The sequence below is a fragment of the Prevotella sp. AM34-19LB genome (assembly GCF_003468525.1).
In the GTDB taxonomy this organism is placed as follows: Bacteria; Bacteroidota; Bacteroidia; order Bacteroidales; family Bacteroidaceae; genus Prevotella.
In genome coordinates, this window is sequence record NZ_QSIG01000031.1 from 24,409 (window position 1) to 37,838 (window position 13,430).

Annotated in this window: 6 protein-coding genes and 3 pseudogenes; 5 read left to right on the forward strand and 4 right to left on the reverse strand. The window is 45.7% G+C overall.

The genetic code is table 11. The features are described 5' to 3' along the window. Positions 1–38 precede the first annotated feature (38 nt). Positions 39–1,230, reverse strand: a pseudogene (locus DW830_RS10435) (glycoside hydrolase family 3 N-terminal domain-containing protein); the annotation flags it as partial. Positions 1,231–1,270: 40 nt separating this feature from the next. Continuing rightward, positions 1,271–1,545: pseudogene (locus DW830_RS10440) on the reverse strand (glycosyl hydrolase); the annotation flags it as partial. A gap of 28 nt (positions 1,546–1,573) precedes the next feature. Here DW830_RS10440 and DW830_RS10445 point away from each other — a divergent pair. Then, the gene (locus DW830_RS10445) at positions 1,574–1,765 is read left to right on the forward strand and encodes a hypothetical protein (RefSeq protein ID WP_119249842.1); all 192 of its coding nucleotides are present in this window, start codon (positions 1,574–1,576) and stop codon (positions 1,763–1,765) included. A gap of 223 nt (positions 1,766–1,988) precedes the next feature. Here the strand turns inward: DW830_RS10445 and DW830_RS10450 are convergent, their stop codons facing one another. Further along, entirely contained in the window at positions 1,989–3,623 is a 1,635-nt protein-coding gene (locus tag DW830_RS10450; RefSeq protein WP_119249843.1) for a DUF6377 domain-containing protein, read from the reverse strand. A gap of 227 nt (positions 3,624–3,850) precedes the next feature. Between DW830_RS10450 and DW830_RS10455 the strand changes: the two are divergent. From DW830_RS10455 to DW830_RS10470, 4 genes and pseudogenes are all read left to right on the forward strand, one after another. After that, positions 3,851–6,825, forward strand: a pseudogene (locus DW830_RS10455) (SusC/RagA family TonB-linked outer membrane protein). A 76-nt stretch (positions 6,826–6,901) separates the two neighbouring features. Further along, positions 6,902–8,629: a RagB/SusD family nutrient uptake outer membrane protein gene (locus DW830_RS10460; RefSeq protein WP_119249844.1), complete on the forward strand. Its 1,728-nt coding sequence runs from the start codon at positions 6,902–6,904 to the stop codon at positions 8,627–8,629. A 94-nt stretch (positions 8,630–8,723) separates the two neighbouring features. Continuing rightward, on the forward strand, positions 8,724–10,826 hold the full coding sequence (locus DW830_RS10465; protein WP_119249845.1) for a glycoside hydrolase family 97 protein: 2,103 nt from the start codon (positions 8,724–8,726) through the stop codon (positions 10,824–10,826). A gap of 65 nt (positions 10,827–10,891) precedes the next feature. Then, a complete protein-coding gene (locus DW830_RS10470) occupies positions 10,892–12,619 on the forward strand; it encodes an alpha-amylase family glycosyl hydrolase (RefSeq protein WP_119249846.1) in 1,728 nt (575 codons plus the stop codon). A gap of 144 nt (positions 12,620–12,763) precedes the next feature. On the opposite strand, the gene DW830_RS10475 is transcribed toward DW830_RS10470, so the two are convergent. Next, the gene (locus DW830_RS10475; protein WP_119249847.1) at positions 12,764–13,273 is read right to left on the reverse strand and encodes a gamma carbonic anhydrase family protein; all 510 of its coding nucleotides are present in this window, start codon (positions 13,271–13,273) and stop codon (positions 12,764–12,766) included. Between the last annotated feature and the right edge of the window lie 157 nt (positions 13,274–13,430).

Sequence of the window (13,430 nt, forward strand, 5' to 3'; positions counted from 1 at the left end):
AACAGTAAGATTCTGGGTCTTTACCTCTTTACTGTTTCCTTCTGTTCCTTGACTGGGCGAGAGATGCTGGCAACCATATCACGGATATAGAGCTGAACTACCTCGTCGGCACTACGACTACCTGTATTCTTTACGTTGATGGTGGCGGTGATCTTCCAGTCATCCATATTGACTTCATGGCTGCTCAGTTTCAAATCGCCATACTCAAAAGTGGTGTAGCCCAACTTCAGAACCACCAAACTATACGTTCATGATGGCAGGAATGTGTTCATTCTCCCATGACAAAACCGTAGGGCGACCGGCAAAGTTGAGCAATACGACAGGTTTTCCCATCTTTGCGAGTTCAGCCAGAAGTTCCTGCTGCACATCAGGCATTTCCAGATTAGTGCGGCTTGCGCATTCACCGCTCATGTCGGCAGTTTCGCCCATGGCGCATACTATCACATCTGCTTCCTTTGCTATCTGCAGTGCCTCGTTCTTCATCTTTACCTCATCTCCCCAGGCAATAGACTTGCCCTGTTCGCCGTTTCTCTGGAGCCTGGGCTACACTCCATGTGCCGGCAATATTGTTGCGGGTATCTGCAAGAGGACCAATCAGCGCTATCTTTCCCTGTTTCTTCAGAGAAAGAAGATTTCCTTCATTTTTCAGAAGCACGAAGGTCTCGGCTGCTACGTCGCGAGCTATCTGTCGGTTTTCGGCAGAGTAGATGTCGGTCTTGTTTCGCTTGGCGTTGCAATAACGGTAAGGATTGCTGAACAATCCCAGTTGTATTTTGCCTCGAGGATGCGGCGGCAGGCTGTGTTGATGTCTTCCTCCGTCACCTTGCCATCAGCCACGCTTTGTGCCAGATGCTTGACGAAGCCATTGGAGCACATATCCATATCCGTGCCTGCCAGGAGTGCCTGTTCTGATGCTTCTTTCAGATCCTTGGCAGTGCCGTGGTTTAGAATCTCGGCGATAGATGCATAATCTGTTACGAGAAAGCCCTTGAATCCCCATTGTTTTCTCAAGACATCGGTCATCATCCAGTGGTTGGCGGTGGCAGGGGTATAATCTATCAGGTTGAAAGAAGACATTACGCTGCCTATGCCAGCCTTTACCACGGCTTCGTAAGGAGGCAGGTATTGGTTCATCATGCGTATGCGACTCATATCCACGGTGTTGTATTCCTTTCCGCTCTCCACGGCTCCGTAGAGGGCAAAGTGCTTGAGGCAAGCCATGATTCTATCTGCTCTCAAAATCTCCTCTGTGCGCATGTCAACACCCTGGTGAGATGGCAAACTGAGTGTAGCTCAATCCATGTCCAAAGGCGAATGCTGGCTTGATGTTTTTCTTATCAGTCCAACGGTAACCTACGTAGATGCCTTCCTTATACTCCTCATCAATGATGTTGCCCTCAGTCTTGGCTCCACCTTCCTTGCGCCAGGTGCATTACCTGAGATATTCACATAGATGAAGTTCTTGTTGGCTTTAGCCAAAGCCTCGATGAGCTTGTCTTGAGCGTATGGCAATTCAAGCTGTTTGCGGTCGTGACCTTCGCAATCTGTTGGCGAGGGCAAGCGTTACTACGACTTGATTCGCTTAGGCAAGGCTGCCGAGGTATTGAAGCCTGGTGGAGGAAAGGTACTCAACAAGGCAAAGACTGCATACGATGTGATTGGTGTACCTGAGCGTATCCAGTGGACGGAAAGCAAGAAATACTTGCCAATCCCTCAGGATGAAATAGAGGTTGCTAAGGGTACTTTAAAGCAGAATGAGTATTAATAGTCTGTTCTCCTAGTAATAAGTTATGTTCGGCACTGCTGAACCTATGTTCAACACTGCTGAACTTATGTTTAACACTGCTGAACTTATGTTCAACACTGCTGAACATAGATTTCTTCGTAGTTTAAAAACTTTTATTCCTAGGAATAAGTGATAATATAAAAAAGAGTGTGAGTTTTCTCGGATAGAAGACTCACACTCTTTTGATATTCTTGAGTGGATCTTATGCGATTATCATACAGAGCTTGAGTACGTTCTCCTCGAAGTGCTCCTTGTCTATGGCATTGTTCTTGAGGATGGAACGATAGTTATATACAGTTTGTGGTGAATAAGACAAGATGCCGGCAATCTTGGAACTTTCAGTAATGCCTAATCGCAACAAGGCGCACACACGAAGGATGGGTGGCATTTCCTCATTCTCTTTCAGTTGGATGTGTGCCGATTTGGTGAGTTGCTGGTTCAGCTCGTTTACAAAAGTTGGGTACAGAGATAGGAATGCTTTGTCGAATTCCGTCAAAAACTCCTTGTTTTCCTTTTCTGTACTTGATGAGGAAGAGAGAAGACTCAGCAGTTCCTTGCTTTGGTTGGCTTTTATCTTTCTTACTGCCAATGTTCTTAGCTTTTGGTTTCTCTCTATGTTCTTATAGCACAGGTCAATATATACCTTTACCAATCTCTCGCGCTTCTGGTTGGTATCCTTCAGTTCGTCGTTGATGAGATGTAGCTGACCGTTGAGCTTTTCCATTTTGTCAGACGTTGCCGAGATTTCATCTTTCTTTTGTTTCAGCAGCCTGTTCTTCTTGCGGATGAACAGACTGCTAATACCTACTCCAAGTAGGAGCAGGATAATGACCAATAGGGCGATGTTGAGCAATCTGTTAGTTGTTTTGATGTCATCTGTATAGGCATTGGTAATCAATTGTAATTTGGATGAAATCTCAATGCGGCGCAACCGGCTTTTGTAGGTATAAGCATCTTCCAGGGATAGGTTGATGTATTCCTGGGCTTTGTTCAGACTTCTGGTCTTATGTTTGTAGATGAAGAGTGCGATGTCTTGCAGAGCGACATTTTCTTTTGTGGCAGAAGTGACGTCTGAGATGGCTGCAACCAGGAGGTAATGCTCCATTAGCTCTAGGTTGTTGGCTTTCTGATAGACCTCTGAAAGCGCAAAGGCGGTCATGGCATGCAGACGGCTGTTGGCCTTTTCCATGTTCAGTGCCTTTTTGTAGTATTGGATGGTCTTGTTATTGTTGGGATGATTACTGAAATAGTATAATTCTCCCATCAGGTAGTAATAGAATGCATCTTTCTTTGGCGACAGTTCTATTGCTTTCTTCAGGTATTCCACTTTTTTCAGGTCGTAATTCTTGCTGAATTCATTGTTTTCACAGTAGGTTGACCAGTTGTTGTATAGTCCATACATTGTATAATAGTATAGAAACTGATAGTCACGTGGTTCTTCCTTAGGCTCTATCTTCTGCAAAATTTCCTTTGCTTCTGCATAGAATCCACGTGTGATCAATAACCTGGTTTGGCTAAGCTGGAATCTTTTGTTAAAAAAGATATTGTTACTCTTTTGGGCAAGGATAAGACCTTTGTTTACGTAGGTCATCGCCGAGTCGTATTCGTAGGCTTTGTATTCGTTGGCGAGTTGTTCGTATAGTTTTAATTTGTCTTCGTTGCTGGTAACATACTTGGCTCCTTGCTTGATTTCATTTAAGCTTTTCTCTTTTAACTCTACATAATGGGCACGTTGTGCCAGGGCAGCATCCAGCTGTTTGTATAGCTGGTTGTTGTCTCCTTTTATGTATATCGGCTGTATCATCAGGGTGATGATTATAACGATAAGATGTCTCATATTTCCTATGTTTTTAGATTCCGCTGCAAAAATAATAAAAAACATTGAGAATCTCGCATCTACTAGCCGCTTTTTTTGAGAATTCGCAAAATATTGATATTCAGAGCTGTGAGATTGGTTCTAGATACCGACAATCTACCAAAAGCCTACTATTCGCACCAACTTATTGATTTTTGCCGTACTTTTGCGGCAACAAACAATTTTAATCATAATAAACCTATTAAATTATGGATAAAACGAACTTATCAAAGAAAGCAGGTCTGCTGATGGCAGGATGCTTGATTACTTTTAATGCTTTTGGTCAGGCAACCATTAAAGGACAGGTGGTGGATGCCACGGGTGAACCTGTCATTGGTGCAAGTATTCTGGTGAAGGACACCAAGAATGGAGCGGTATCTGACTTGGATGGCGGTTACACACTTAATAATGTAAAGGATGGATCCGTCTTGGTATTCTCTTATCTGGGATATCGTACCCAGGAGATTCCTGTAAAAGGAAATCATATCATCAATGTGACGCTGAAGGAAAACGATGAGGTGCTCGATGAAGTGCTTGTCGTTGGTTATGCCGTGGGCAGCAAGCGAACTGTGTCGGGTGCTGTCGATCGCATCAAGAAAGAAGATATGAACAAGGGTGTGGTAACCAGTCCTGCCGAGGCCTTGAAGGGTAAGGTAGCTGGTGTTGTCATCTCTCAGGCAGGTGGTGATCCTACCAGTTCGCCAAGCATTCGAGTTCGTGGTACTTCTTCTCTTTCCGGTGGAAACGACCCGTTGGTTATCATTGATGGTGTCTTTGCTGATATGACGATGTTCAATTCCCTGGCTCCTGGTGATATTGAGAGTCTGACCATCCTGAAGGATGCTTCAGAGACGGCTCAGTATGGTTCACGTGGTGCTTCCGGTGTCATCGTTGTTACCACAGCCAAGGGTAAGCTGGGATATTCCAGCCTTAGCTACAATGGTCAGTTTGGTGTAAACACGGTCTATAAAAATCTGGATATGATGTCGGCTTCCGAATATCGTGAGACAGCCAAGTCCTTGGGATTGACCTATACCGATATGGGTGGCGATACCAATTTCCTCGAGGAGATTGAGCGCAATACGGGTCTTACCCAAAATCATAATATTTCTTTTTCTTCTGGTACGGATACATCCAGTCTGCGTGCTTCTCTGGGATTCGTTCTCCGTCAGGGTGCCTTGAAGAATTCTGATATGAAGAATTTTACAGCAAAGCTGGATGGCACCCAGTATCTCTTCGATAAGCATCTGAAGCTGGAACTAGGAATGTTTGGCTCTCAGCGCAACAGCAATATCCAGTATGATATGCACAAGATGTTCTATTCTGCCACTGCTTACAACCCTACCTATCCACATGTAAGAAACAACAAGGGCGAATGGGATGAGGACTTGCTTGCCAATGAAATCTGGAATCCACTGGGATTGCTCGATATTGATGACTTCTACAAGGATGCTTCTGTCAATGTTCATGGCAAGGCAACTGTCAATATCATCGACGGTCTCTCTGTAAGTGCCTTTGGTTCATATAACTATTGGAACCGTGACAATAAGTTCTATATTCCTAACAACATCCAGATGGGTAAGTTGAATGGTAACGGATGGGCTTATATCGCCAATACCAACCGCAAGGACTATATGGGCAATATCATGGTGAATTTCTCCAAGGATTTCGGCAAGCATCACATTGATGCCTTGGCTCTGATGGAGGGACAGAAATATACCTATGACTGGAACTCACAGGAGGCACATGGATTTGATACCAACTACTTCAAGTTCAATAACATGAAGGCTGCTGCCAATGTGAGCTGGGGTAATCTGCAGTCTAACTACACCGAATATACCCTGAGTTCTTATATGGCTCGTGTCAACTATATGTTTGCTGACAGATACATCGCTACCGTCAATGTTCGTACCGATGGTTCTTCTAAGTTGGGTAATGGTCAGAAGTGGGGCTGGTTCCCTTCAGCTTCCTTGGCCTGGGTAATCAGCAATGAGCCTTGGATGAAGAAAATCAAGCAGATAGATAATTTCAAGATTCGTGCAGGATATGGCGTAACAGGTAATCAGGATGCCATCGATCCTTATACTTCTCTCGCACTGATGGAACCAAATGGTGTTACTACCGTCAATGGCGCTACAAGTACTACTTTTGCGGTTACCTCTAACAGCAACCCTGATCTGAAGTGGGAGGTAAAGAAGACATTTGATGCCGGTTTCGACCTGTCGATGTTCAAGCAGCGTCTCAACGTAACCTCGACTGGTACACTTCTGAGACTTCAGATATGCTTTATACCTATACTGTGCCGGTGCCTCCATTCACTTACGACCGTCTGTTGGCTAATATGGGTACCATGACTAATATGGGATTTGAACTGGCTGTTCGTGGTGATATCATCAAGACGAAGGACTTCACCTTCAATTCCGGTGTGAATTTCTCTTATCAGAAGAATAAGCTGAAGAAGTTGAGTGGTACCTACAAGGGCCAGCCTATGACAACGAGCGAGCATATCCCAGTTGCTACCGTAGGTGCAGCTGGTCTGGTGCATAACAATGGCGTTACCTATCTCATAGAGGGACAACCTGTTGGTGTGTTCTATCTGCCTCACTGCACTGGTATCGATGAGAATGGACAGTATATCATCGAAGATCTTGATAAGAATGGTACCATTGATACGGGTGATAGTGGCGACCGCAAGGTTTGCGGACAGGCAATCCCTAAGTACTTCCTCGGTTGGGATATGGGCTTCAAGTACAAGAACTGGGATCTGACTATGCAGTTTAACGGTGCTTTCGGTCATAAGATTTACAATGCCACATCCATGACCTTGAGCAATATGAGCAATTTCCCTACCTATAATATCCTGAGCGGTGCACAGCATCTCAACAATGGTAAGGGAATCTATGATGTTCAGATTTCTGACTACTGGTTGGAAAAGGGTGACTATATGAACTTCGAATACGCTTCTCTGGGCTACACCTTCACCAAGGATATGCTCAAGTGGAAATTCATCAACAACATTCACCTGTCGTTGTCGGTCAACAATATCTGTACTCTCACGGGTTACAAGGGCTTGACTCCAATGATCAACTCTGCAACCATCAGTGGCGACAATCTGGGTATCGACGACAAGAACATCTATCCTCTGAGCCGTACTTATACTTTGTCGCTCTCTGTGAATTTCTAGATGTTTACGCTAGTATATAATGGATTATATTATTCTTATCAAGAACTACATTATTAATATATAAAGGATTATAGTTATGAAACAATATATTATAGGCTCGATGCTTCTTTCATCGATATTACTGGCTAGTTGCTCACTGGATGAGACTCCACGAAGCAAGTTTTCTGAGGAGGAGGCTTTCAGTACCTCTAAGCTGGTATATGTAAACACAGTGGCTAACGTATATTCTTCCATCGGAAATGGATTGTATGGAAGCGATGGTGGCTCGGTACATACCTTCCAGGAGTTCTCTTCTGATGCCAGTATGATTCCTGGTCGCCAGGGTGACTGGGTAGATGGTGGAGCCTGGCAGAACATTTTCCTTCACAACTTCGAGTCGTCTGTAAGCAAGTATAACGATGTGTGGAACAACCTGTATCGTGTCATCGGTCTTGCCAATTCTTCTATCGACCGACTCAACAAGTACCTGGGTGAACATCCGGAGTATGCTGAATATGTATATGAATTGAGAGCCCTTCGTGCTGTCTATTATTACTATGTGATGGATCTCTTTGGACAGGTGCCATTGGTTGTTTCTTCTCAGGTGAGTGCCAGCGAGGTGGAACAGTCTAACCGTTCTGATGTCTTCAAGTTTGTTACTTCAGAATTGGCTGAATGCATTCCTCATCTTTCAGACAGTAAGAGTCAGAACGAGGGTGAATATTATGGCCGTATCACCAAGGCTGTGGCATATATGTGTATGGCTAAGTGTGCCATCAATGCACCGGTCTATACCATCGATGATACCACTCCAACCAGCTACAGTGCCTTTGTTGGAACAGACAAGAGCGGCAAGGCTACTGCCAGCGAGGAGCAGGGAAAGACTGTTTCTGAAATGGGCAAAAATATTAATATCACTTTGGATGGTGAAACTCGCAATGCGTGGGAAACAGCAGCCTATTGTGCTGACCAGATTGCCAGTTTGGGTTACCGCCTGCAGCCTAGCTATGCAGATAACTTCATCGTAGCCAACCAGAATTCCGTGGAGAATATCTGGACCCGCCCAAATGATTGCGTCAACTATAAGATAGAGGATTACAACATCGTGCGCACCTTGCATTACAACCATGGTGGTGCCATCGGTTACCAGGGCTGGAATGGAGCCTGCTCTTCCAAGCAGCAGATGCTGGTATATGGCTATGGAACGGCTAATCCGGACCCTCGTCTGAAACTCAACTTCTATACCGACAAGGATTATATGGAGGAGACAGGAAAAGCTGTAGAGGACGGTGCCACTGACAAGCCACTGGAGTATATGCCATTGGCTGTAAAGGTGGATTTCACTGCTACCGATGACCCTCATGCCATGAAGTGTGCCGGTGCCAGAATGAAGAAGTATGAGTTTGACAAGTCCACTACCCAGCAGTATAGCTTCAACAACGACTTGGTAATCTGGCGTTATGCCGATGCCTTGCTCCTGAAGGCTGAGGCTGAGTATCGTATGGGTAACAAGGCTAAGGCTCTCACAATTGTCAATGAGGTTCGTGGCCGTGTTGCTGCTACACCTCGTACAGAACTTACGCTCAATGACATTCTGGATGAACGTATGCTGGAACTGGCTTGGGAGGGAGTACGCCGCCAAGACCAAATCAGATTCTGTACCTTTACAGAGCCTACTGCTGACCGCTTCAAGGGTGTGACCCACAATGCTTCTGCAGGTGATTACAATGATGATACGCAGGGCTATACCATGGTTTATCCTATCCCTTATGCCGTGCTCAACTTGAACAAGAAACTCGATCAGAATCCTGGTTATACCAAGTAAGGGGTAGCTCCAATGAGGAAACTTTCCTCATTGGAGCATACCAGGGAGAATGGTAATTTTATATTGAATATTACAAACTAAAAAAGGAAATAATATGAAAAAACTCTTTTTGCTCGCAAGCCTTCTGATGGCTTTTGGCATCTCGGCAGATGCTGGAGACATTACTTCTCCTAACGGACAGATCAAGGTGAATTTCACCTTGGATGGCACTGTGCCTACCTATAGTGTGACCTATCAGGGCAAGACCATCATCAAGCCTAGCCGTCTGGGTTACAAACTCGCCAAGGGCGGTAAGGATGGCAAGGACCTGCTTGCCGATTTTAGTGTCATTAATGAGAAAACTTCCACTTTCGATGAGACTTGGACTCCTGTTTGGGGAGAGAACAAGTCTATCCGCAATCATTATAATGATATGCTGGTAGAGTTGAAGCAGAATTCCACCGACAGTTATATGAACGTCCGTTTCCGTGTCTATGACGATGGAGTAGGATTACGCTATGAGTTCCCTCAGAAAGGCAGTCTCAACTACTTTACCATCAAGGAAGAGCGTACAGAGTTTGCCATGACGGGCGATCATACCGCCTGGTGGATTCCTGGTGATTACGATACCCAGGAATATGAATACACCAAGACCCGTCTGTCGGGCATCCGTCCAGCCTTGCATGCTGCTGTCAGTGGCAATCTCTCACAGACCGTCTTTTCGGATACCGGTGTACAGACCTCACTCCAGTTGAAGACAGATGACGGTATCTACATCAATCTGCATGAGGCTGCTCTGGTGGATTATCCAGCCATGCACCTGAATCTGGATGACAAGACCATGACCTTTACCTCTTGGCTTACCCCTGATGCCCAGGGAATGAAGGGATACATGCAGACTCCGTTCAAGAGCCCTTGGCGTACCATGGTCATTACAGATGATGCCCGCAAGGTTCTGTCTTCCAACTTGATTCTCAACCTCAATGAGCCTTGCAAGATCAAGGATACCTCCTGGATTCACCCAGTGAAGTACGTGGGTGTATGGTGGGAGATGATTTCCGGTAAGGGAGAGTGGGCCTATACCCATGATTATCCTACCGTGAAGTTGGATGGAACCGACTATGTACATGCCAAGCCATCTGGCAAGCATTCTGCCAACAATGCCAATGTACGCCGTTACATCGACTTTGCCGCAGCCCATGGTTTCGATGCAGTCTTGGTAGAAGGATGGAACATCGGTTGGGAAGACTGGAGTGGCTATATGAAGGAAAAGGTATTCGATTTCCTGACTCCATATCCTGATTTCGACATCAAGGCGCTCAATGAATATGCACATTCCAAGGGAGTGAAGCTCATCATGCATCATGAAACCTCTTCTTCTGTGATGAACTACGAGAAGTATATGGACAGAGCTTACCAGTTGATGAAGGATTATGGCTACGATGCTGTGAAGAGCGGTTATGTGGGCAACATCATTCCTCGTGGCGAGCATCACTACAGTCAGTTGGAAATCAATCACTATCAGCATGCCGTAACCCGTGCTGCCGATTATCACATTATGGTAAATGCCCATGAGGCTGTGCGTCCTACCGGTCTCTGCCGCACTTATCCTAACCTGATTGGCAACGAGAGTGCTCGCGGTACAGAATATCAGGCTTTCGGAGGAACCAAACCGGGACATACCGCCATCTTGCCTTTCACCCGTCTGCAGGGTGGTCCGATGGATTATACCCCTGGTATCTTTGAGATGGATTGTGCCAATGGTTCACATTGCAACTCTACCATCTGCGGTCAGTTGGCACTTTATGTTACCATGTATAGTCCATTGCAGATGGCTGCCGATTTCCCAGAGAATTACGAGAAGCACATGGATGCCTTCCAGTTTATCAAGGATGTGGCTGTAGATTGGGACAAGTCTATCTATTTGGAGGCTGAACCAATGGAGTATATCACCGCTGCCCGCAAGGCAAAGGGTACTGATAACTGGTTTGTCGGTGGCGTTACGGGCATGAAGGCTCATCAGTCTACCGTAAAGCTCGATTTCCTCGACAAGGGCAAGAAGTATGTGGCTACCATCTATCAGGATGCAAAGAATGCCAACTACAAGACCAATCCTCAGGCTTATGTCATCACAAAGAAAACTGTGACCAGTAAGTCGGTCTTGAAGTTGAACTCCGTTGCAGGTGGCGGATTTGCAATTAGCCTTCTTGCACAATAAAATGAATGTTTCTGAGTTATTATGAGAGAGTTTTTCTTAATATAATAATGATGCTCATGAAAAGAATGAATAAAATGCTGTTGGTTGCCGCCTTGGCGGCAACCACACTTTCTGCTGAGGCTGAACAGAAGAAGGGACCGGCTTGGTTGAGTGATGCACTTTTCTATCAGATTTATCCATCTTCCTATATGGATACTGATGGTAATGGTATTGGCGACCTGCCGGGTATTACTTCCAAGTTGGATTACATCAAGTCGCTGGGAGTGAACGCCCTCTGGCTCAATCCAATCTTTGAGTCGGGATGGTTTGACGGTGGATATGATGTCATCGACTTCTATAAGGTGGATCCTCGATTCGGAACCAATACCGATTTGGTTACATTGGTCAATGAGGCCCATAAGCGTGGCATGAAGGTTTGTCTCGACCTGGTGGCAGGACATTCCAGTACCAAGTGTGCCTGGTTCAAGGAGTCTTCCGAGAAAGATCCTAACCAGCGTTACAGCGACTATTATATCTGGATGAATGATATCCCTGAGAGCGAGAAGAAAGAAATAGAAGCCCGTCATCAGGAGGCAAGTCCGGAGTCTAGTACCCGAGGCAGATATGTGGAGGCGAATGCTCCTCGTGCCAAGTATTACGAGAAGAATTTCTTCGAGTGCCAGCCAGCCTTGAACTATGGTTTTGCTCATCCAGACCCAAATCATCCTTGGGAGCAGGGGGTAGATGCTCCTGGACCACAGGCTGTTCGCAGGGAGATACGTAACATCATGGCATTCTGGTTTGATAGGGGTGTAGATGGATTCCGTGTTGATATGGCATCATCGCTCATCAAGAACGACCCTGACAAGAAGGAGGTTTCCAAACTTTGGAATGAGATGCGTGCATGGAAGGATCAATACTATCCTGAGACCGTCCTGATTTCAGAATGGGCTAATCCGCAGCAAGCCATCCCTGCCGGTTTCAACATCGATTTCTACATTCATTTCGGTCTCAAAGGCTATGCCTCCCTGTTCTTCGACCGCAAGACTCCTTGGGGCAAGTGGGAGAATAGCTATCAGAACTGCTATTTCGACAAGCAGGGCAAGGGTTCGCTCAAGGAATTTAGCGAGAATTATACCAAGGCATACAATGCCACCAAGAATCTCGGCTACATCGCTGTTCCATCTGCCAACCACGATTACCAGCGGCCTAATATTGGTACCCGCAACACTCCAGACCAGCTGAAGGTAGCGATGACCTTCTTCCTCACCATGCCTGGTATTCCATTTATCTATTATGGTGATGAAATTGGTATGAAGTATCAGATGAATCTCCCTAACAAGGAGGGTAGTAATGAGCGTTCTGGTACCCGTACTCCGATGCAGTGGACCAAGGGGAAGAATGCCGGATTCTCTACGAGTGCACCCGATAAGCTCTATTTCCCTATAGATACGGAAAACGGAAAGTTGACCGTTGAAGCTCAGCAGGGAGATCGGAATTCTCTATTGTCATATACCCGTAAGCTGACCACTTTGCGTCATTCAGCCAAGGCTCTTGACAATGAGGGTGATTGGAAGCTCCTGAACCGGAAGGGGCAGGAATATCCGATGGTATATGAGCGCACTTTGGGTGAGGAGAAGTATGTTGTTGTCGTGAATCCTGGTGCCAAGGCAGCCTCTCTCAATATCAGCTCCGTAGGTGGTAAGGCTGTTTCTGTTCTTTCTACAGGCAAGGTTGTGTATAAATCAGGAAGAAAGACTGATGTGATTAAAGCTTCAGGCATAAGTGCCGCCATATTCAAGGTGGAAAGATAGAGCTCTATCTTCTATGGGAGTGCGTCCGTATTGTGCGGGCGCATTTTTGTTTTACGGTCACGAATCATCTTCATCATGCAGCTTTTACTACACGTCGTTAACCTACTAATACGATGATAGTCTCCTTGCCAAGATACCTTTCTATCAATCTTCCTTCAGATACCAGTCTTTGATGTATCCGGAATAATGTTTGGCAAACTCTTCGGCTTGGCCGGGAGCGCAAGCTTTCACCTTCTTGGCAGGAATACCCGCCCAAATCTCATGTGCAGGAACTTTGGTGCCATGGGTAACTACAGCTCCTGCAGCAATGATAGCTCCTTCGCCAATGTCAGCCTTGTCAAGCAAAGTGGCATTCATTCCGATGAGTGCACCTTTTCTGACTGTGGCTCCGTGGACGATGGCACCATGTCCCACAGATACATCATCCTCCAGAATGCAAGGCATCGTACCGGTTTGATGGATGCATGCACAATCCTGCACATTCACTCTGTTTCCACATCTGATGGCATCCACGTCAGAGCGCAATACCGCACTATACCAGATGCTGCAGTCATCACTAAGAATGCAGTCGCCGGTCAGCACTGCGTTCTCAGCGATAAAACAATTCTTTCCCCAACGGGGAGTCTTTCCCTCTACTGTCTTTATGATAGCCATATTAAATATGTATATGTTTTACAATTCGGGTGCAAAGGTAATAAAAATATTAGGGTGTCCAGTTCTATGTTCCAATATTAACTCACTTGTTTGAGAGTTTTGGTTCGTTCTGTCACCCAGTTTTTGGACAAGTGCTCGGTAGTCCAAGCATCAATGT